20 protein-coding genes are annotated in these 22,542 nt (G+C 36.2%); 9 read left to right on the top strand and 11 right to left on the bottom strand.

The features are described 5' to 3' along the window. Window positions 1-40: 40 nt before the first annotated feature. The 5 genes from paaZ to ABIZ51_10590 form a co-directional block, all read right to left on the bottom strand. Entirely contained in the window at window positions 41-2,086 is a 2,046-nt protein-coding gene (gene paaZ / locus ABIZ51_10610) for a phenylacetic acid degradation bifunctional protein PaaZ (GenBank protein MEO7089232.1), read from the bottom strand. A 165-nt stretch (window positions 2,087-2,251) separates the two neighbouring features. Beyond that, window positions 2,252-2,887, bottom strand: a complete 636-nt coding sequence (locus ABIZ51_10605) for an outer membrane beta-barrel protein (GenBank protein ID MEO7089231.1) — start codon at window positions 2,885-2,887, stop codon at window positions 2,252-2,254. 144 nt (window positions 2,888-3,031) lie between these two features. Further along, window positions 3,032-3,685 (bottom strand): ribonuclease III, encoded by a 654-nt coding sequence (gene rnc / locus ABIZ51_10600; protein MEO7089230.1) that lies wholly within the window; start codon window positions 3,683-3,685, stop codon window positions 3,032-3,034. 76 nt (window positions 3,686-3,761) lie between these two features. After that, a complete protein-coding gene (gene fabF / locus ABIZ51_10595; protein ID MEO7089229.1) occupies window positions 3,762-5,015 on the bottom strand; it encodes a beta-ketoacyl-ACP synthase II in 1,254 nt (417 codons plus the stop codon). A gap of 25 nt (window positions 5,016-5,040) precedes the next feature. Then, window positions 5,041-5,280 carry an acyl carrier protein gene (locus tag ABIZ51_10590; protein MEO7089228.1) on the bottom strand — a complete coding sequence of 80 codons (240 nt, stop codon included), beginning with the start codon at window positions 5,278-5,280 and terminating at the stop codon, window positions 5,041-5,043. 334 nt (window positions 5,281-5,614) lie between these two features. Here ABIZ51_10590 and ABIZ51_10585 point away from each other — a divergent pair, with 334 nt between their 5' ends. After that, window positions 5,615-6,001 (top strand): hypothetical protein, encoded by a 387-nt coding sequence (locus ABIZ51_10585; protein ID MEO7089227.1) that lies wholly within the window; start codon window positions 5,615-5,617, stop codon window positions 5,999-6,001. Window positions 6,002-6,301: 300 nt separating this feature from the next. Here the strand turns inward: ABIZ51_10585 and ABIZ51_10580 are convergent, their stop codons facing one another. The 5 genes from ABIZ51_10580 to ABIZ51_10560 all read right to left on the bottom strand — a co-directional run bounded on the left by ABIZ51_10580 (window position 6,302) and on the right by ABIZ51_10560 (window position 11,509). Then, the gene (locus ABIZ51_10580) at window positions 6,302-6,811 is read right to left on the bottom strand and encodes a GNAT family N-acetyltransferase (GenBank protein MEO7089226.1); all 510 of its coding nucleotides are present in this window, start codon (window positions 6,809-6,811) and stop codon (window positions 6,302-6,304) included. Between the two features lie 62 nt (window positions 6,812-6,873). Next, entirely contained in the window at window positions 6,874-8,421 is a 1,548-nt protein-coding gene (locus ABIZ51_10575) for a DHA2 family efflux MFS transporter permease subunit (protein ID MEO7089225.1), read from the bottom strand. 34 nt (window positions 8,422-8,455) lie between these two features. Beyond that, window positions 8,456-9,502, bottom strand: a complete 1,047-nt coding sequence (locus tag ABIZ51_10570; GenBank protein MEO7089224.1) for an HlyD family secretion protein — start codon at window positions 9,500-9,502, stop codon at window positions 8,456-8,458. A 17-nt stretch (window positions 9,503-9,519) separates the two neighbouring features. After that, a complete protein-coding gene (locus ABIZ51_10565) occupies window positions 9,520-10,842 on the bottom strand; it encodes a TolC family protein (GenBank protein ID MEO7089223.1) in 1,323 nt (440 codons plus the stop codon). 34 nt (window positions 10,843-10,876) lie between these two features. Then, window positions 10,877-11,509 (bottom strand): TetR family transcriptional regulator, encoded by a 633-nt coding sequence (locus tag ABIZ51_10560; protein ID MEO7089222.1) that lies wholly within the window; start codon window positions 11,507-11,509, stop codon window positions 10,877-10,879. Between the two features lie 283 nt (window positions 11,510-11,792). Between ABIZ51_10560 and ABIZ51_10555 the strand changes: the two genes are divergently transcribed. The 4 genes from ABIZ51_10555 (at window position 11,793) to ABIZ51_10540 (ending at window position 16,041) form a co-directional block, all read left to right on the top strand. Further along, the gene (locus tag ABIZ51_10555) at window positions 11,793-12,716 is read left to right on the top strand and encodes a slipin family protein (protein MEO7089221.1); all 924 of its coding nucleotides are present in this window, start codon (window positions 11,793-11,795) and stop codon (window positions 12,714-12,716) included. A gap of 141 nt (window positions 12,717-12,857) precedes the next feature. Then, window positions 12,858-13,967 (top strand): alkene reductase, encoded by a 1,110-nt coding sequence (locus tag ABIZ51_10550; protein ID MEO7089220.1) that lies wholly within the window; start codon window positions 12,858-12,860, stop codon window positions 13,965-13,967. A 483-nt stretch (window positions 13,968-14,450) separates the two neighbouring features. Then, on the top strand, window positions 14,451-15,449 hold the full coding sequence (locus ABIZ51_10545) for an NADP-dependent oxidoreductase (protein MEO7089219.1): 999 nt from the start codon (window positions 14,451-14,453) through the stop codon (window positions 15,447-15,449). Window positions 15,450-15,555: 106 nt separating this feature from the next. Then, entirely contained in the window at window positions 15,556-16,041 is a 486-nt protein-coding gene (locus ABIZ51_10540; protein ID MEO7089218.1) for a hypothetical protein, read from the top strand. 330 nt (window positions 16,042-16,371) lie between these two features. Here the strand turns inward: ABIZ51_10540 and ABIZ51_10535 are convergent, their stop codons facing one another. Beyond that, window positions 16,372-17,103, bottom strand: coding sequence for a hypothetical protein (locus ABIZ51_10535; GenBank protein MEO7089217.1), 732 nt, complete (start codon window positions 17,101-17,103; stop codon window positions 16,372-16,374). Window positions 17,104-17,461: 358 nt separating this feature from the next. Here ABIZ51_10535 and ABIZ51_10530 point away from each other — a divergent pair, with 358 nt between their 5' ends. The 4 genes from ABIZ51_10530 (at window position 17,462) to ABIZ51_10515 (ending at window position 22,470) form a co-directional block, all read left to right on the top strand. After that, on the top strand, window positions 17,462-17,794 hold the full coding sequence (locus ABIZ51_10530; GenBank protein ID MEO7089216.1) for a four-helix bundle copper-binding protein: 333 nt from the start codon (window positions 17,462-17,464) through the stop codon (window positions 17,792-17,794). A 168-nt stretch (window positions 17,795-17,962) separates the two neighbouring features. Beyond that, a complete protein-coding gene (locus tag ABIZ51_10525) occupies window positions 17,963-19,000 on the top strand; it encodes a zinc-dependent alcohol dehydrogenase family protein (GenBank protein ID MEO7089215.1) in 1,038 nt (345 codons plus the stop codon). A gap of 240 nt (window positions 19,001-19,240) precedes the next feature. After that, window positions 19,241-20,848, top strand: coding sequence for an ice-binding family protein (locus ABIZ51_10520; protein MEO7089214.1), 1,608 nt, complete (start codon window positions 19,241-19,243; stop codon window positions 20,846-20,848). Window positions 20,849-20,955: 107 nt separating this feature from the next. Beyond that, entirely contained in the window at window positions 20,956-22,470 is a 1,515-nt protein-coding gene (locus tag ABIZ51_10515) for a catalase (protein ID MEO7089213.1), read from the top strand. The last annotated feature ends 72 nt before the right edge of the window (window positions 22,471-22,542 follow it).

Here is a 22,542-nt window from a genome sequence, read left to right as displayed (position 1 = left end):
GGCAGATGAATGAATAAATTAAGGATTTTTAACGAAATTTTTATTCTTGATTTTTCTTTTTCACCATTGTTAAAATAGTAGCAATGGCAACGGTTTCATTCGTTTCGTCGTACACATCCACCAAAAATTTTACAATTCCTTTGGCAATATCTTCCGGATTTTTTTTCTCTTGATCGGTTTTTTCTTTTACGGTAAGCCTCACTCCTATTGTCATTCCGGGATATACAGGTTTTGTAAAGCGGCATTCGTCCAAACCGTAATTTAATAAAACCGGACCTTTTTTCCCATCTACAAATAATCCGGCAGCAGCCGATAAAATAAAATAACCGTGAGCAACGCGTCCAGTAAATATAGTGCCTTCCAGAGAAGTTGCATCTGTATGAGCATAAAAATGATCCCAACTTACGTTGGAAAAATTTACAATATCTGCTTCGGAAATAGTGCGTTTCGCAGTAATCAACGTTTCGCCAATTTCCAAATCTTCAAAATATTTTTTGAACGGATGAATGTCTTTCTCGATGTATTTTCCACCGTATTGATAATTGTTCAACACATTGCTAATTGTAGTCGGAGAACCTTGAATGGCGGTGCGTTGCAAATAATGAAACACGCCTCTTTTTCCGCCCATCTCTTCTCCGCCGCCTGCTCTGCCCGGTCCGCCATGAACCAACAAAGGCATCGGAGAACCATGCCCAGTGCTTTCTTTGGCACAATCACTATTTAAAATTAGAATTCTACCGTGCATGGATGCTGCGCCCAGCACGTATTCTTTTGCAATCGTATCATCGCCAGTAATGATGGAACTTACCAAAGAACCTTTGCCCATTTTTGCCAATTCAATTGCTTCTTCCGTATTTTTATAAGGCATAATTGTACTCACCGGACCAAACGCTTCGATGCTGTGACAATCGGTATTTTTAAATGGATTTTTATTCAGAAAAATAATTGGCGACATAAACGCACCTTTGTTTTTATCGGCACCTGTTACTGTGAAATTTTCCAAATCACCGAAAATTATTTCTTGTGATTTTTTCAGTTGTAAAATTTTTTCCGTTACTTCTTTTACTTGCGCTTTTCCTGCCAAAGCGCCCATTCGCACACCTTCTACATTTGGATCGCCAATAAGAGTTTGCGCCAAACGCTTGCCCAGTGCTATTTGTACGTCCTCTACTAATTTTTCAGGAACCATTATTCTGCGAATGGCGGTACATTTTTGTCCGGCTTTGGTGGTAATTTCGCGTTGAATTTCCTTAATAAAAATATCAAATTCGGGCGAACCCACTTTCACGTCAGTGCCGAGAATACTGCAATTCAGCGAATCGGCTTCCATATTAAACGGCACCGATTCTTCTAACAATCGCGGATGTGCTTTCAACATTTTTCCGGTACTTGCCGAACCAGTGAATGTTACAATATCTTGATTCATCACGTGATCTAAAATTCCATTCGCGCTTCCGCAGATGAGTTGTAATGCGCCTTCTGGCAGAATATTAGAAGCGATAATTTCTTTCACCACCGCTTCCGTTAAAAACGAAGTAATCGTAGCTGGCTTTACCACCGCAGGAACTCCGGCTAATAAATTAACCGCAATTTTTTCCAACATTCCCCAAACAGGAAAATTAAAAGCATTGATATGAATGGCAACACCTTCTTTCGGCACACAAATATGATGACCGATAAAAGTTCCGTTTTTAGAAAGTTTCGCTACATCGCCATCGGCACAAAAAGTTTCGTCTGGAAACTGTCTGCGCAAGCTGGCGTACGAAAATAAATTTCCGATTCCGCCTTCAATATCCACCCAACTATCTACGCGTGTTGCGCCTGTTGCCCAACTTATTTTATAGAAAATCTCTTTTTTGTTTTGCAAGTGCATCGCCAATGCTTTCAACATTCTGCCGCGTTCGTGGAAAGTCATTTTGCGCAATTTTGGTCCGCCAGTTTTGCGCGCATAATTAAGCATTGCGCCAAAATCAATCCCTTTGCTTCCTGCTGTGGCAACAAGTTCTCCGTTAATGGCATTGTAAAGTGCTTGTCCTTCGCCTTCTCCAGAAATCCATTTTCCTTCTATATAATTTTGCAGTTTCATTTTGTCGAGATTAAAAATTATTTTTTTGATTCATCAAAAGTAAGAAACTGTTTAAAATGTATGGAATAATAAATTTTAGGGCGCGGAAGTCTGTGTGGGAATAAAAAAGGGTTTGAAAAATTAATTTTTCAAACCCTTTTTAAGAAATAAAATAATTAGCACTTTTTATTTTCCACCGAACCTGAAATTAACACCACCAGCTATAAAATAAGGAGAACCAATAGCCGCCTCTGCATTCACACCAATAAGCGGGGTGAAAAAATAACGCACGCCGAAAAGCACTTGAGGAGCAAATAAGGTTTTAATTCCAACACCATAATTGTTGTAGTTAGGGTCTGTGTTTGTAGTAGAAGCAGACCAATTTGTAAAGCCCAAACGCACGCCGAAATAAGGATCAAAATCTTTATTTTCTCCAAAATGGAACAATGCCCTTACCGCATAATTCATACGTGTAATTTTGTCTGACCACGAGCTTTCATAAACAGTCTGTCCGTTGGAATTCGTATATGTATAGCTCGAATTTGTATAGCTGGACGAAAACGATTGATAGGAAAAGGCGCCACCTAAACTAAATTTATCACTAATGCCATAATCATACATTGCTAAAATAGCAGGAGTGCTGGATAAATTACTATTCCCATTTGACGAAGCAATGGTAAACAAAGAGCCGACTAAACTTTGACCTGCACCAACAGTAACAACGGATTGTCCAGCTTCTTTTTGTGCGTTTGCCTTTTGGCTTCCAAATAAGGAAAAGCAAGCAATCGCAACTCCAATAAATAAAGAGGATGTTTTTTTCATGTTTTTCGTTTTAAGTTAATAATTGTTTTATATTCAAAATACAATTATACAATAAATATATTTATATACCTCTTTTGCCAGTTATTTTTTGAGAAAATGAATTGACTAAGCAACTGAGTGTTTTACCTCGAATCTGAATAAAGCTTAAATTAGCTCCATTTCTTTACAGGCTTGCTCAGCAGCCATTTGTTCGGCGCGCTTTTTTGAAAAATGTGTTCCGCTGCCTTTAATTTCGTTTTCAATAATTAAGTGCACCAAAAATTCTTTTTCGCGTGCCGAATTTTTTTCTTCAACAACTGTAAATTTAGCTTCCTTTTTTTCTTTTTGCGCCCATTCAATTAACCGACTTTTAAAATCGGTTTCGGTGTGTTCCATGTCATCCATGTCCACATGCGGTTGAAGGATCCGTTCCAAAATAAATTTTTTGGTGAAAATATATCCTTTGTCTACGTAAATGGCGCCAATCAAGGCTTCGAAGGCATCACCATAAATGGAATAATTTTTTGGATGATTGTCTAAATTACTGGTAACAAGATTGTTTAATCCCATTTTTACTGCCAATTTATTGAGATGTACGCGACTCACCATGCGAGAGCGCATTTTGGTTAAAAAACCTTCGTCTTTAAATGGAAATAATTGAAAAAGATAATGTGCTACAATCGCGCTAAGTACAGCATCACCGAGGTATTCCAAGCGTTCGTTGCTGTCTTTTACACCTTCTTTTATTTCTTTAGCGACAGAACTGTGGCGCAAAGCTTGTTCGTAAAGCGCTAAATTATCAGGATAAAACCCAAGCACGTTTTTAAGCGATCGAAAAATTTTTTTTTCGGATGGAGAAAAAGAAAAAACGAATTTCAGTAATGGAAACAATTTTTTAGCGGCTGAATTTCTTTACAATCACAGAAGCATTGTGTCCTCCAAAACCAAAAGTGTTGCTTAATGCTGCACGTACTATGCGTTTTTGAGGCGTATGAAATGTGAAATTCAATTTCGGATCAAATTCCGGGTCGTCTGTGAAGTGATTAATGGTCGGAGGAACAATATCGTTTTTAACTGCCATAATGCAAGCAATGGCTTCGATTGCTCCTGCAGCGCCCAATAAATGACCTGTCATGGATTTGGTGGAACTGATGTTTAATTTATACGCGTGTTCTCCAAAAACTTTCAAAATCGCTTTCGATTCAGCAATATCTCCCAGCGGAGTAGAAGTTCCGTGAACGTTTACGTAATCAATATCGGCAGGTGTTAAACCAGCATCCGACAAGGCATTTTTCATTACATTAATGGCTCCCAATCCTTCTGGATGTGGCGCAGTGATGTGATGTGCATCTGCAGACATACCTCCGCCAACCATTTCAGCATAAATTTTAGCACCTCTATTTAAAGCGTGTTCCAATTCTTCTAAAATAATTGCGCCGCCGCCTTCTCCTAATACAAAACCATCTCTGTCTTTATCAAAAGGACGAGAAGCTGTTTGAGGAGAATCATTACGCTCGGAAAGTGCGTGCATGGCGTTAAACCCGCCAACACCAGCTTCGTTTACGGCAGCTTCGGAGCCGCCTGTAATCATTATATCTGCTTTGCTTAAACGGATGTAATTAAAAGCATCCGTCATGGCGTTGGTAGAAGAAGCACAAGCTGAAACAGCCGTAAAATTGGGTCCTCTAAAACCGTATTTAATAGAAATATGTCCCGAAGCAATATCGGCAATCATTTTAGGAATAAAAAACGGGTTGAAACGTGGTGTTCCATCGCCTTTTGCGAAATTAATACTCTCGTTTAAAAAAGTTTCTAATCCACCAATTCCCGAACCCCAAATAACGCCTGAACGGTCTAAATCCACTTTCGTAACATCAATGCCAGAATCGCGCATAGCTTCTGCTGAAGCCGCCAAACCATATTGTGCATACGGATCTAACTTACGGCCTTCTTTACGGTCGAAATAATTTTCAAGATTAAACCCTTTTATTTCGCACGCAAATTGCGTTTTAAATTTAGAAGGGTCAAAACGCGTGATACGCGCGGCGCCACTCACACCTTTAAGCAAATTGTCCCAATATTCAGGAACAGAATTGCCTAAAGGAGTAATTGCGCCAAGACCGGTAATAACTACGCGTCTTAACTCCATGTGTTCAGTAAGATTAACTTATTTTTTACGACTTTACGTTTGCTTCGATGTAAGAAATAGCTTCACCAACGGTGCCTATTTTCTCCGCTTGATCATCCGGAATAGCGATGTTAAATTCTTTTTCAAATTCCATAATCAACTCAACTGTGTCAAGTGAATCTGCGCCCAAATCATTGGTAAAGCTGGCTTGTGGCGTAACTTCTTTTTCGTCAACTCCTAATTTATCAACGATGATCGCTTTTACTTTTGTTGTGATATCTGACATTTTTTTTCCTTTTAATGGTTAAAATTTCGGTGCAAAGATAAATTTATAGCTCGAATTTCAAAAAAAAATTTTTTCGGACGTTTTTTCAGCCTTTTCGGCGATATTTTAATAGGATCTATTGAATCAATAAAAAAGATCGTTCAAAAAATAATTTTTCGAAGCACTTTTTTTCGAAAAAAATGGTCTCAAAAAAATAATTTTTCAAACAGGTTTTTTAGAAAGGATTCTATTTTTATTATTTTTGAGAAAAAGATTTAATATGCACAACTTCCTAAATTTTTGGACTGCTGGATTTATAATGACTATAGTCTCTATATTTAATGTTCGTTGGACGATGAAGAGTTATTGGAAAAATACATTTATGCAATATTATTATCCGACCAATTCATTCAATAACATACTTATAAGTGATACTATTAATCGTTCAGTTGTAGGGGCTTTTTTAGGATTCTTTTGCCTATCTATAGCTGTGGCTAAATCTTTATTTTCAACTGATTTTTTTTCGCTTTATTTTATTTTTACTATTTGTTTATTAATTCCTTTTGCTTTCACAATTGGACTTGTGCTTTTATTAAAACCCGATAATACAGAATATACAAATGAACAAAAAGAATTAGAACAAATGTTTATCAAATCAAATATAAAAGGAATTGCAATTGCGGTTGCTATATTATATTTTGCTGGGATATTCTTTTTATTTAAAAGTGGGTGGTGTCAGTAACACCCCAATTTGTACCAAATAATTTCTTTGTTCTTTTGTGTACAGAAAACCAAGGTTGAAAAAATAATTTTTTCGAACCTCTTTATCTATGTTCTTCTTTCTTTTGTCTTGAAAACAAATGAAAGAAGCAAAGAAAAATTTAAGGCTTTGTTTTTTCATTTTATCTTCCTGATTCTATTCGTTGGGTGATTTCCCCGCACGCTCGGAACTTCCCATCTCATCACGACTTCATTTCACTAAAATTTTATTCGAAACCAGATGTCATAAAAATTGATATTCAAAAAAATAATTTTTTGAATATCAATTTTTGTCCCCCGAAATTCCATACACATGCAATAATGTTTCGTTTGCTTGCATTTCTTTTTCGAACCGAAAATTTAATTTTTTCAGCAATTTAATGGAAGAACTATTTTCGGGAATTGTTGTTGCCAAAATATGCGATAAATTATGTGTGGAAATCAGATTGTTTAGAATTGCATCAGTAGCTTCGTAAGCATAGCCATTGTTGCAAAAATTTGGTAAAAAGGCAAAACCAATATCAGGATGTTCTAAATAATTCCGTTTGATAAAAGTAATGATTCCGATTTTTGTTTTTTTAGTTTTCAATTTCACCGTCCAATACGTAATTGTTTCATTGTCTATTATTCGTTGGATATACGCATTTGCAGCCTCTTCCGAAAATATATTTCGGTTTCCGATAAACCGAATCCATCCATCGGTATTCACTAATTCCAACATAAATTTTGTGTCGTTGAGCGATAAGGGCTCTATTAAAAGCCTTGCTGTTGTTACTGAAATTGCTGCGGACATTTTATCGTTTGAAAAATTATTTTTTTGAAGATGAAAAATTTAGTGCTCGAAAAAAGATTTTTTTAATGCACATCTAAGGGAAGCGGTGCTGGTCGTTTAAATTTTTGCAAATAGAGTAACGGAATGCAACACAACATAAAAACACCTACAAATAAATACACATCGTTGTACGAAAGTAGCATTGTTTGTTTCATTACCGTTCCTTCAATGGCTCCGCTTGTCATTTTTTGCGCAGTTAATGTGGAATAACCTTTCGCTATAAATCCATGTTGAATCATACTGTAACGTTGTATATATGCGTTGTTGTAAGGATTGATATTTTCTATTAAACGGTCGCGATGCAATGCCATACGATTAGTTAAAAAGGTTGTTATCAGTGCAATTCCGAAGGAGCCGCCTAATTGCCGCGCCATATTGTTTAAGCCTGTTCCTTGTCCGATTTCTTTTCCGCGTAAATCTTGAACTGCTAAAACGGTGAGTGGCACAAACAAAACAGCCATTCCAAGTCCGCGAACAATAAGAGGCCAGAAAAAATCAGTAGGTCCAGATTCGACAGTAGAACTTCCCATCAAATAAGAAAACCAAAAAAACAATGCCATCCCGAAAGTGGAAAGAATTTGCGCAGGGACACCTCTTTTTAGCATTATACCTACAAATGGCATCATACAAATAGTTGCAACTCCTCCCGGAAATAGTAATTCTCCCGTTTGTTGTGCAGAAAATCCCAATAAATTTTGACAGAAAATAGGGAACACAAAAACAGATCCGTACATCGCGAAACCCAACACAAAAGAAGTTGCCATGCCAATACTAAAACTTCGATGTTTCAGAATCTTAAAATTAACGACGGGATATTCGATGCTTAATTCGCGCCAGATAAAAAACAAACCAAACACAATTGCAGCAACTGAAAGCACAACAATATAAGCTGCGGAAAACCAATCGTCTTGCTCCCCGCGCTCCAACACTACTTGCAAGCTACCAATGGCAACAGCCAAACATAAAATTCCCCACCAATCGATTTTCGTTTTGGGCGCTCTCGATTCGGTATCTCGAATAAAAGTAACCACGCAAAAAGCAGCTACGGCACCAACTGGAATGTTTACATAAAAAATCCAAGGCCAAGAAAAATGATCTGTAATATATCCTCCAATAGTAGGACCAACAGTTGGACCGAAAACCGCTCCCAATCCAAATAAGGCGGTTGCCATTCCAATTTCTTCGGGAGGCCAAGCTTCCAACAAAATCGCTTGTGCAGTAGATAAAAGTCCGCCACCAGCTAAACCTTGACAAATTCTAAAAAAAATTAGTTGATTTAACGTTTCCGCGTGTCCGGAAAAAAAGGAAGCGATAACAAAAGCAATGATGGAAGTCAAAAAATAATTTTTCCGACCGAACGTATTTCCGAGCCAGCCGGACATCGGCAACACAATTACGTTGGCAACAACATAAGCCGTTACTACCCAACTTACTTCTTCTAACGTTGCGCCCAAATTCCCCATAATCTGCGGAAGCGAAACATTGACAATTGTAGTGTCAATCAGCTCGAGCAGCGCAGCGGTAATAACCGTAACGGTTACAATCCATTTCCGTATTCCAACTTCTGGCATTTTAAAAAGCTTTTTTTAAATCCTCCGTATTCAGTTATTCGGCATTAACCGAAATATTTACGCTCATCCCAGGACGCAACAATGCCATTTTAGCTTTGTCGGCATTAATTTTTATTTTAACAGGAATACGTTGTACTACTTTCACGAAATTTCCAGTAGCATTGTCCGGCGGAAGCAATGAAAATTTGGCGCCTGTTGCTGGAGAAAAATTAAATACTTCGCCTTCTAATTGCATATCAGGATACGCATCCACCTTGATATCCACTTTTTCACCCACCTTTAATTTGTCCATTTGGGTTTCCTTAAAATTGGCGGTAACATAAATATCGCTGTCGCTCACAATGGCAAAAAGCATTTGTCCGGGTTGAACCAATTGTCCCACTTGCACATTTTTTTTCGAAGCAATTCCGCTTGCAGGAGCCGTAATATCGCAATACGATAATTGAAGATTTGCGTAATCCACATTTGCTTGTTGTACCGCAATGTTGGTAGAAGTAGCATCCACTTGTTGTTGCACCGCTTGTACTTGTTTGTTGATGACAGACGATTGACTTTCAGTAGCTGCCAATTGTGCTTCTGCTGCTTCCTTGTCTGCTTTTACGGCATCAAATTGCGCTTGTGTAATGGAATGATCGTTTAATAAATTTTGATAACGATTAAAATCTTGCGTGGCTTTCCACACACGAACTTTCGCGGCAGCGATGTTATCCGAAACGGTAGGAATATTTGCTTGAGCCGATTCTACCGAAGCTTTCGAAACATTTACATTTGTTTTAGCAGCCGTCAATGAAGCATTCGCTTCTTCCACTCGCATCAAATAATCACGATTATCTAAAGTAACAAGTTCTTGTCCTTTTGTTACTTTTTCATTCTCTTGAAAATTTATTTTTTCAACGTATCCGCCGGCGCGAGATATCACAGGAACCAAATCGCCATCAATTTGCGCATCGTCTGTATCAATGTGTTTTTGAAGATATAAATATTCTTTCACCCCAAAAATAAGGGCTGTTAGCAATACCAATCCCAATATTATTGGCATCATTTTTTTAGGTGAAACTTTCTTCTTTGCTGTTGCTTCCATTTTTGTTTTTTTATTGATTACTTAATACTCCCTATTGATTTTAAAAGTTTGTTGTAAGCGATTTCTGCATCGGCTTGTGCCGTTGCGAGTGCTATTTTTGTTTGATACAATGCAACATCGGCATCCAATAAATCCGACAATAAAGCCACGTGATTATCAAATTTCGATTTTACAATGCGATCATTTTCGGTAGCTTGTTCCACCGATTTTTGCAACACCGTTATTTTTTCTTGTGTTTGTTGATACTCCACAAAACCAGTGTTTACTTCCATTTTTATTCCGTCCGAAATTTGATCTTGTCCTTCTTGTATTTCCGCCAATTGTGCTTTTGCAACCTCCAATTTATTTTTTGTTGTGTACAGCGAAGCAATGTTGTAAGACACATTAATTCCTACGTTCCAAGCCGAAATAAATTGATCGGTTGCTGGAATAAAATCGCTGGTTGGGTTGATGTAATTATAACCCAAACCAAGTCCTACCGAAGGATAATACACACTTTTAATCATTCCGATATTGGCTTGTGCCGCTTTCAGTTGCAAATCAGAGGACTTTAATTCGCTTCTTCCGTCCATCGCATTTTGCAAATAATTGGCAAAGGGCGAAATTGTTTTTGCAGATACAGCAATAGTGGTATCAATGGAAATATTAGTGCTATCGGGCAATCCAATCATTAAATTAAAATTGTAACGAATAATTTTGAGCGTATTGTCAACGTCCATTTCCGAAAGTTGGATATTGGATTGTTGCAATTCTACTTTCAATAAGTCGTTGCTGGTTGCCAATCCTTGATTCAAAAAATCTTGTACTTCTTTTACCTGTTGCGCAGTTTGATCAAGGCTTTGAGAAATTACTTTTTTGGAGGCTTCCATTTTGTAGATGTTGTAATAGGCTTCCACGATGCTGAAAATAAAATCGTTTTTATCTTTGTCTGCATCCATTTTTGCAGCCTGTTGCAAGTAATCCGCAGATTGACGCAAATATTTTAATTTGAATCCTTCAAATAGTCCTTCGTTTACAGACACAGATCCCATGTAAGCGTTAAAAATGCTCGGTTCCAGTGTAAACAAAGGATGAGGATTTCCGCCAAAAATTAATTCGAAAGGCGAAACCACATCATAACGCGAATATCCGGCATTCGCTTTTGCAGAAGGCAAGGTATAATCTTTGTCTTCTGCGGCTGTGGCAACGGCAGCAGCTATTTTTGCTTGCACCAATTTTAGTTGATGACTATTTTTTAGTCCTAATTGAATGGCATCGTTTAACGAAATTTGTTGCGTTTGTTGTGCGAACAAGGCGCTGCTAAACAAAATTCCGAGTACTGCCAAAAAATAATTTTTCATACGTACTTTAAAAATTGATTTTATCGAGTTCATTTTACTTGCTTTTTATATCTAAATGCGCTAACAGAATAGATTTTAAATGTTTTTTTAATCGTGGTTTTATTTTTTTAGTGTAGCTCGCATCATCCGAAAAATCAATGTTAGCAAGGCTACAATAAAAGGGCTTGGACATTGTAATTTGCGAAATAGCTCCAACAAGTGTGCTAATCGTCATTTCCACATCTATGTTTCGAAATACTTTTTTCTTTTGTCCGTCTAAAATAATTTTTCGGATTTCCTCCACATTTTTCATTTTAAAAGCAATTATTTTATCTCGAACATTTCCATCTTTTAATAAAGAAAGTTGGCGCGACATAATATTATGGATAGGCTGATTGGATAAAATTTTATCTACATATAAATCCACCACACGCTCTATCTTGCTTTTTGGATCCAATTGTTGGTTGGCATTTAATTCTTCTAATTTTTTGAATCCCTCCACACTTCTATATTCAATCAAGGCTTCCAACATTTTTTCCTTTGAGCCGAAATAATAAGAAATCATCGCTACGTTTACGTTTGCCTTTAGAGCAATGTCGCGCACGGAAGTTCCTTCGAAGCCTTTTTCGGCGAAAAGAACTTCGGCAACTTCTAACAATGCTTCTTTTTTGAGGGGCACTTCTTTCATAGCGGGCGCAAAACTAAACAAACGTTTAATTTAAACAAGCGTTTAGTTTTTTTATTTTTCGCCTTTTAGACGAATGAGGAGAAAAATCAGTTATTCCTTCAAAAACAAATCTGTAAACAATGTAACTTATTTTAAGAAAAATGTAATGTTTTTTAAAAGAGATACGGGCAAATTTGTAGTGTGTAAAGAATCCCTGTAGCATAAAGAACAGTCCAAATGATTGGGATAAATAAAGTCGAAATATAATTTATATCAAATAACTTAATCAAAAATAAAGCTAACAATGAAAACTAAAAGTTTATTTTCCGTACTCATATTTATAGTGATTTTTGGCACTGGTTTGTTAGTGTCTTATTCCTATAGTAACGCTTCAAATACTATAGAATGTGATATTATTGCAGTTTGCGCTTTTGTGCTTGCACTGATAATTTCATCCTCCATCCGAATTGCTGACCCATGGGAAAAAATGGTAGTGTTGCGCCTCGGTCAATTTCAATCACTCAGAGGTCCCGGATTATTTTTTATCATTCCTATCCTTGATACTATTCCTTATTGTATTGATACACGTGTTATCACCACTACATTTACTGCGGAAAAAACCCTGACAAAAGATACCGTGCCGGTAGATGTTGATGCTGTATTGTTTTGGAAAGTATTAGATCCCAAAAAAGCGGCTCTTGAAGTGGCAAACTATATTAGCGCGATTAGCTGGGCATCTCAAACTGCATTACGTGATGTTATTGGAAAAACGATGCTGTCTGAAATGCTTGAAGGTAGAGATAAAATTAGCAGTGTACTGCAAAAAATTATTGATGATCGCACGGAACCTTGGGGTATTAAAGTTAATTCTGTTGAAATAAAAGATGTTTTAATTCCGCCTTCATTGGAAGATGCAATGTCTATGCAAGCTCAGGCAGAGCGTGAACGACAAGCACGTGTAATCTTAGGCGATTCAGAAAGACAAGTTGCGGAGAAGTTTGCGGAGGCAGCTTTAACCTATGCAAATAATCCGGTAGCCCTCCATTTACGGGCGATGAATATGCTCTATGAAGGACTAAAAGAAAATTCAACTATTGTAATTGTTCCAAGCTCAGCAGTGGATACGATGCAACTGGGCAGCATGGCAGGATTAACAGCGTTGACCATGGGAATTGGGCAGGAAAAAATAAATAAAGAAAGTGATAAAACAAAGGCAGATAATGTCTAAGAAAGTATACAAAACAGGAAATGCTTTAAAGTAAAATTGTTCAGTATAACAGTTTTATTGAATGCTATCACAATTAGCAACAAAGATCTTGCGAATACAAGAGGCAACACGATTGTCATAACTAATTAAATTAAAGGGAATATGAAAGAATACAAATTATTTACGCCATTTACAGTTGGCGAAATAAAGGTTAAGAACAGGATTGTAATGTGTCCGCTTACCAGAAGCAGAGCTATTAGCAATATCCCAAATGAATTAATGTCCGAATATTATGAGCAACGTTCAGATGCAGGGCTCATTATAACTGAAGGCACCTCACCATCGCCTAACGGGCTCGGCTATGCACGTATACCAGGCATGTTTAGTAAAGAGCAAATTGCAGGATGGAAAAAAACAACTTTGGCAGTGCATAAAAAGGAAGGAAAGATATTTGTTCAACTTATGCATACCGGAAGAATAAGTCACGTCCTTAATATGCCGAAAGGTTCTACTATACTTGCACCATCGGCAATAAAAGCGGCAGGTCAAATGTTTACTGATACAAAGCAACTGCAAGACTTTCCTGTTCCAACAGAAATGACCATTAAGGATATTACTCATACAAAAGCAGAGTATGTAGATTCCGCTATAAATGCAATGAAGGCGAGTTTTGATGGAGTAGAACTACACGGCGCCAATGGCTATCTACTTGAACAATTCCTTTCGCCACAAAGTAATATGCGCAAGGATATTTATGGAGGAACTATTGAAAACCGTTGCAGGTTTGTTATTGAAGTTGTAGCAGCTGTTGCCGAAGCAATTGGAGAAGGAAGAACTGGAATTCGCCTATCGCCCTTCGGAGTGACAAATGATATGAAACCCTATCCTGAAATTGATGCAACTTATAAATACCTTGCCGAGCAGCTTAATAAACTGGGAATAGCCTATATACATCTTGTTGATCATTCAGCAATGGGTGCGCCTACAGTGCCGATGGAAATAAAAAAAGCTGTTAGAGAGATATTTAAAAACACTATTATACAATCCGGTAATTATGATAAGGAAAGAGCAGAAGCCGATATTGAAAGTGGATTAGCTGATCTTATCGCTTTTGGTCGCCCGTTTATTTGTAACCCTGATTTAGTTGAAAGATATAAACATGACTGGCCTGTATCAAAAGATTTACGGATGGATTTATTTTATACCCCTAACAAAGAAGGATATACTGATTATCCAATTTACGAGCCATTACTTGCTCCTATTGCCAAGTGAATCTAAAACTTAGAACATTCTAGTAAAAGGATTATTTTGCAATTGAAAAACGTGGGTTGAAAAATTATTTTTTCAATTCACAAAACCAAAAGCCCCGTGGACGCGAAGCTGACGTATCAGAGTTCTATTCTTTCAAATAAAAGTACACTGCTTTAGCTGACAAATATAATTACATTTTGAACACTATATAATGTTTAAGGGAAGTGCATTTCGTTGGTTAAAAAATGACAAGTAAAATCCATAATAATCTTGATGTTTTTTTGAATCCTGAGATGATAAACGTCATATACAATAGCAAGATATGCGTTACCTTTACCCTGAATTCAATAAAAAATAACTTATTCAAATAGGCTCTTGAATTGTTCAACAAATCTTTCAAATTAAAGATGCTGTGATATATGCAAGTTTTCTTTATTAATATACAATGCTATATAAATTAGATGTTTTTTCCTTTGTGAAACTAATCCTAAAAAAAACTATCTCATGAACACAAAACAATTTATACTTTCATCAAGACCAAAAGGCACACCAAGGCTTGATAATTTCAAACTCGAAGAAATAGATTTGCCTGAAATAAAGGAGGACGAAGTTTTATTGAAGAGTTTGTATTATTCAGTAGATCCATACATGCGAGGCAGGATGAACGATGCAAAATCGTATGTTCCACCGTTTCTGCTCAATCAAGCTATAGAAGGTGGGGTTATTGCAAAAGTTATTGAAAGTAAAACAAATAAATTTATAAAAGGTGATATCGTTGCAGGTATGTTACCTTGGCGCGAGCAAACCATTACACAAGAAAAAGGCTTACAAAAAATTGATCCTTCAATAGCTCCTATAAGTTATCATTTAGATATTTTAGGAATGACGGGCTTAACCGCCTATTTTGGCTTAATACACATAGGTAAACCAAAAGCGGGCGAAACAGTTGTTGTATCGGCAGCGGCTGGTGCAGTAGGTTTAGTAGTGGGACAAATTGCAAAAATAAAAGGTTGTCGTGTAATTGGCATTGCAGGATCTGATGAAAAAATAAAATTACTAAAAGAAAAATATGGTTTTGATGAAGCTATCAATTACAAAACTGTCGCCAACTTATCCGATGCTATTGCAGAAGCCGCTCCTAAAGGGGTTGATATTTATTTTGATGGAGTAGGTGGCAAAATATCCGATGCTGTTATTAGTAATATTAATTTTAATGCTCGTATTCCTTTATGCGGACAAATATCTCTATATAACACTACCGAAATACCAATGGGTCCTCGACTGCAACCTATGCTACTTACCAGAAGTGTATTAATGCAGGGCTTTATTGTTGGTAATTATAAAAATGATTTTCCGGAAGGCATTAAACAATTAACACAATGGGTAAAAGAAAATAAATTGAAATTTACTGAAACAATAATTAAAGGATTTGATAAATTACCGGAAGCCTTATTAGGCTTATTTAAAGGTGAAAATACAGGTAAAATGATTGTTGAAGCCTAAACTTATCAGCTTCCACCGAAATTAGTATCATTTAAATTTATAATTTTTATATCACAACCAACTGAAAAATAGCTTTAATTTGTTCTTAATTTAAAATAATATTCTTATGGATCCAGCTCATATACACTTACTGCTAAATCATTTTCCCATTGTTGGGTTATTAATTGTCTCCAGCATTTTGGCTTATGGCACGTTCAGGAAAAAACAGGAAGTTATTACTATATCTATGTATTTTTTAGTCATTATTGCCTTAATCACTATTGTTGTTTATCTAACGGGTGATGGGACAGCGCACATTGTTAAAATGCTTCCGGGTATAAACAAAACAGATATACATAATCACGATGAGGCGGCTGACAGCTTATTTTGGCTGGTAGAACTAACAGGGATTCTTGCTCTCGCGTATATTTATGTTGACTATAAGAAAATGAAATACACCACTTTCCTCATTCGGGCAACACTCCTCGTTTCAATTATTTCATTTATTGGAATGGCTTATGTCGGTTATCTTGGTGGGAAAATCATGCACAAAGAAATTGATTCAAATACTATAATTACGCCTACTACTACACAGCAAGATAGTATTAAATAATTTTTAGTTTCAGAACTCTTTTTAAACTACATCTATTTGAATTGAATTTTAGGATTCCTTTTAGCCAAAAGACATTCTAAAGGAATTATAAATGCACTTGAAAATTCTATTCTGTTCCTACCCTGTAAACGCAAAGCTGAAGGATTAGCTTTGTGCGTTGTGCTTCGTGATACATTAAACTTGTATGCTTTCTATCCAAAAAAGATCTTTTCTTTATCAACCAAAAGTGCAATTATTTTTTCGAAGCACAAAAAAACAAGCCCTCACACACATGTGCCTACGAGGCATAATAAGTTCAAAAGCTTTTTGTGCGTTGTTTGTTCACAAGCCTCAAATAGTTAATTGGTAGCCTAAATACCATTGCAGATTTGTATCACCGATAATACTTCGACCTATTGAAAACAATAAATGGTGATAATCATTAAAATCAATTACGGAACCAAGCCTAAATCTAAAGTCTCCCTTTCCTCCTATTTGGCTTGCTGTAACGTAATATGCTTCGCATCCAATACTTGTGGATTTTATAATTTGGTACTGAGTTTGGCAACCAACAAATTCATAATTTTGGTTTCCTTTACCTGGGTTTATCCAATATCCACCACCGCCATAAGAAGTCCACTTACCAATTGCTTTTTGAATCCATATCGGAATATAAATGGAGGTGTTGCCACTTCCGAGGTCTTTATTTGCATTGCCTGTCGGTAGTTCTATTAATGGGAAAACCCCTATTTGAAAACGTCCTGAATCTCTATTAACAAATCTAAACTTCATCCCTAATTCGGTATCGCCATATCCATAAGCAGATTTCTCTTTATCAGTAACATACGACATGGGAGTGATGATGTGTAATTGCACATTGTGAAATGGTCCATAATTTACTTCAATATGTGGAGCAGTACTTACTACCGTATTTTCATTGACAAAACCGACAGATGAACAATAGAATTCCCAATGATGGAAATCAACTGGTACTGGATCATCCGTATCATAAGGAGGTCCAGCCAATAATGATGTCGGAAAAAGAAACAAGGAGAATAAAACCAAATTAAGTATCTTCTTCATAAGAGATTACACTAAAAATATCCTATTAAAATTGTGTAAAGAATAGAAATTGTTATTCGTATCAGAGTTCTATTCTTTCAAATAAAAGTGGACTTCTTTAGCTGACAAATATAAATACATTTTGAATGGTCAGTTTCCAAAAAATTAATCCTATTTAATTAGCTATCCTGTATTATCAGAAAATTTGCATTTCTCTCTTTATCTTCTTCTTTTCGGAGTGCTAAAAACGCTCCTTTTGAAAGCACATCCCTAATGTGTGAATGATATAACTAATAGTATAGACTTATGTAAGGTTTATCAATTATAATGGAATCAACTTTGTCGAGTAATAATTCAGTTACAAATAAAACATAAAAAAATGGAAACTAAAAAAATTGAAAGCTGCATTGCCGCTTGTCAAAAGTGCGTTGACACTTGTGGTACTTGTTCAACAGAAAACAAAGGTAAAACTGGAATGGAAAATTCCATAAGACTTTGTATTGCCTGCAAAGATGCTTGTAGTAATTTAATCACTGCGAGTAAAAACGGTTCTGCAAATTTAGAAGCCCTTTGCAAAAAATGTGAAGACGCTTGTATTGCTTGTTCAACTGAATGTGAAAAGCATTCTGACATGCAGCATTGCAAAGATTGTGCAGCAGCTTGTCGCAAATGTGCGACAGAATGCAAAAGTATGCTTGCAGTAGCTTTATAAATAAAAATTATCGCACTTGCTCGAAAAATAGTTCAAGTGCGATAAATTTTATTTTGCTTCCTTTCTCTATCATTTTGTTGCAAACTAAACTCCTAAGAAATGGAAACTACAGCAGCGCCATTTAAAAAAGAAGAATCAAACCACTCTTCTAATGAGAACAAGAAAACGATGAAAGGTCTTGTTTATGGCGGACTCGAGAAAATAGAATGGAAAGAAATACCAAAACCTGTTATTGAAAAACCAACAGATGCCTTGGTGAAAATTTTAAAGACAACTATTTGCGGAACTGACTTAGGTATTCTGCATGGTAAAACTCCAACCTGTAAACCTGGTACCACATTAGGACATGAAGGCGTTGGTGTAATTGAAGAAGTGGGCTCATCGGTAAACAGCTTTAAAAAAGGAGATCATGTAATTATATCCTGTATAACATCTGATGGTACTTGTGAATATTGCAAGAAACAGATGTATGGTCATTGTGAAGATGGCGGCTGGATATTGGGTCATCTTATAAATGGTACACAAGCAGAATATGTACGTATTCCTCATGCTGATAATAGTCTTTATCCGATTCCAAAAGAAGCTGATGAAGAAGCAATGGTTATGCTAAGTGATATTTTGCCTACTGGTCATGAGATTGGCGTATTGAATGGATGTGTAAAACCAGGCGATACAATTGCAATTGTGGGAGCAGGACCAATTGGTATGTCAGTTTTACTTACTTCACAATTTTATTCTCCGGCTAAAATTTATGTTATTGATATAGATGAAAATCGTTTGGAATTGGCTAAAAAATTCGGTGCAACAGATAGTATCAATTCAGGAAAAGAAGATGCTGTTAAAAAGATATTAGCAGAAACGAAAGACGGTGTTGATGTAGCTATTGAAGCTGTAGGCGCGCCTGCCACTTTCGACATCTGTCAATCTATTGTTCGTCCAGGTGGACACATCGCTAACATAGGTGTGCATGGTAAGAGTGTGGATTTGCAAATTCAAAACTTGTGGATTCGTAACATCACCTTAACCATGGGATTGGTAAATGCAAACACAACTCCTATGTTATTAAAAACCGTTTCTTCAGGAAAAATAGAGCCGAAGAAATTAATAACACATCATTTCAAATTAGATGAAATGCTTCATGCTTATGAAGTATTTGGAAATGCATCAAAAGAAAAAGCAATGAAGGTCATCTTGACAAATTCATAAAATCAGGAGTTAATAATTTTCACGATGCGCGATGCGGGTTTTGTTTGCTATGACAAGTAAGTACTGAAAAAGCCGAGCTTTTAAGTTCGGCTTTTTTTATTGGGGGCTGTTTAAAATGTGTGAATAATGTAACTAATTCATTTTACTCTGTAACACTTATCAATACTTATCCGCTCATCTTTGCCATGTGAAAACAATTCACACCTGAGCGCCAGTAACGCATAACTAAAAAACAAAAAAATGAAAACTAAAATACTAACTAAATTAATTGTAGTTGCTCTGCTTTTAATTCCAATAATTAATTTCGGACAAGCTATTAATCTCGGTACCGCAGCAGATTTTGAACTCTTCACAACAAATGGCGCTGTAACTAATTCGGGTATTTCACAGATTACAGGAAATGTAGGTACGAACAACGGATCGAGTACTGGGTTTGGAAATGTGAATGGTGTTATGCATGATGGAGATGCAGCAAGTGCGCAATGTTCAACTGATTTGCTGAATGCGTATAATCAGTTAAATGCTACCACTCCAACTTTTTTTCCTGCACCTCTTTTAGGTAACGGAGACACGCTTACTGCTGGTGTGTATTCTATTTCCGCGGCAACAACACTTAACTTAAATCTTTATTTGAATGCACAAGGAAATCCGAATGCTGTATTTATTTTTCAAATTCAAGGCTCTTTTTCAACCTCTGCTGATTCAAAAGTAAAATTGATTAACGGTGCTAAGGCATGTAATGTATATTGGAAAGTGGAAGGCTTGGTAAGTATGGCGGCAGGAACTTTTATGAAAGGAACTATAGTTGCGAATAATGCGGCAATTAATATGAATACGGGCGATACTCTTGAAGGTAGAGCTCTTTCTACTGCAGGCTCTGTTACTGTTGACGGAGTACTTGCTTATACGCCGATTGGTTGCGGAAGTCCTTTACTAACGGGTCCTGCCTATCCTAACTTAGCTTCAACTGCTTGTTATGCGTTGTTTTCTGGTAACGGATCACTTACAAATACTGGCGTTACACATGTTATGGGGGATGTTGGAACAAATGTAGGTTTAACTACTGGCTTTACTCCCTTATTTGTAACAGGGACAATTCATTCAACTCCTGACGCATCTACAGCAATATGTGCAACAGATTTGGGGAATGTTTATACTTATTTGAACACATTACCTGCTGATATTGAGTTGTTGTATCCTGTACAGTTTGGAAGGAATTTAGTTTTAACACCACATACTTATATTATGAATGCCGCAACAACATTTACAGATTCTCTTTATTTGAATGCGGAAAGTAATGCGAATGCGGTATTTGTTATCAAGATAAATGGAGCACTTGCAACAAGCACTTATTCAAAAGTTATTTTGATTAACGGAACACAATCAAAAAATGTATTTTGGGTAGTGAATGGTGCAGTAAAAATAAATAATTATTCGGATTTCAATGGAACAATAGTTTGTAATAACGGTGCCGTTAGTTTAGACAAAGAAGCTACAATTAACGGAAGAGTTTATACAACGAGCGGGTCTTTTACTACTGATTCAATTAGCACTACAATGGCTCCTATTTGTACAGCAACTGGCGTTCCTGTAGTTGATAAAAAAGAATTGATTAGTGTTTTTCCTAATCCTTTTAGCAACCAAATTAACATTAAAAACAATTCCACACAAATCAATAAATGTGAATTTATAATGTATAATGTTCTTGGTGTTGAAGTAATGAATACACTTATTAATAATTCAAACACCATAATTGGAACTAATTCACTTCCTTCTGGTATTTACTTTTATAAAGTGATTCAAGACAATACTGTAATACAATCAGGCAAGCTGATTTCATTACAGTAAATAGATATCTATTCTAAAACATTGGAAAAAAAGCCGCTATTTAAAAATCTCGAAAATAACATTCGGTATTTTTAAATAGCGGCTTTTTTTCTGTTATATACTTAAAAATGAAAAACAAAAAATTAACTACTGCATCGGGCAGACCTTATACCGAAGATGAAAACACAATGAGTGTAGGAGTTCGAGGTCCATTGCTTTTACAAGATTATATTCTTCATGAAAAAATGGCTCACTTCAACCGTGAGCGAATTCCCGAAAGGGTTGTTCACGCTAAGGGAACGGGGGTATTTGGCACATTTACGGTTACAAATGATATTTCAAAATATACAAAAGCGAAACTATTTAATACAATAGGAAAACAAACAAAAGTGTTCGCTCGTTTTTCGATGGTGGGTGGTGAAAAAGGCAGCGCTGATAGCGAAAGAGATCCAAGAGGTTTTGCTGTAAAGTTTTATACAGAAGATGGTAATTGGGATTTAGTGGGAAACAATACTCCTGTTTTTTTTATAAAAGATCCCAAAAAATTTAGCGATTTTATTCATACTCAAAAGAGAGATCCGCGAACGAATTGCAAAAATCCAACTATGATGTGGGATTATTTTAGCTTAAATCCAGAAAGTTTACATCAGGTTTTGATTTTGATGAGTGATAGAGGAACGCCTTATGGACATAGACACATGAATGGATATGGCTCACATACATTCTCAATGATAAATGAAAACAATGAAAAAATATGGGTGAAGTTTCATTTTAAAACAGTGCAAGGAATAAAAAACTTCACCAATGATGAAGCGGCTGAAATGAAAAGTAAAGATCTTGATTTTGCACAACGCGATATGGTGGAAGCCATTGACAGAAAGAATTTTCCAAAATGGAAATTACAAATACAAGTGATGACAAACGAGCAAGCGAATAACCTTTCTTTCAATCCATTTGACATTACAAAAGTTTGGCCTCATGCAACATATCCATTGATTGAGGTAGGATCAATGGAATTAAATCAAATTCCAAAAAATTATTTTGCCGAAGTAGAGCAATCGGCATTTGCACCTGCACATATTGTAGATGGCATTAGTTACTCTCCCGATAAATTATTACAAGGGCGCTTACTTACTTATCCCGATGCACATCGTTATCGTTTGGGAGTAAATTACGAACAGATTCCAGTAAATAAATGTCCTTATATGATTGCTAATTACGAACGCGATGGTGCAATGACAATGGGCAACAATGGAGAAGATGCCCCAAATTATTCGCCAAATCGTTTTGATACTATCTATGCTGATAAAAAATACAAAGAATTCGCAATGACTTTAGATAATACTATTGCTGATTGGTATGACAGAAACGGGAAAGGTGAAGATGATCATTACACACAAGCTGGATGCTTATTCAATAATGCTATGAATGATTACGACAGACATAATTTAGTTTCAAACATTGTTGATTCCATGAGTCGAATTGACGGAGAAAAAAAGGAATTAATAATCAACCGGCAATTGTGTTATTTTTTTCGCTTGGATACAAAGCTTGGAATGGCAATTTCCAAAGGCTTAGGTATTGATATAAATAAGATAATGAAAGAATTGAAATGTGTGAATGATGTAACAACATCTTTTTAATATGTAAAACATAGCGCCTCTTTCTGCCGCATTTTTGCTCCGTGATAATTAATTCACAAATAAAATTTTAAA

Source organism: Bacteroidia bacterium (assembly GCA_039924845.1).
GTDB lineage: Bacteria > Bacteroidota > Bacteroidia > DATLTG01 > DATLTG01 > DATLTG01.
Note: the sequence above shows the minus strand (reverse complement) of the source record. Positions and strands in the feature narration are given on the sequence as shown.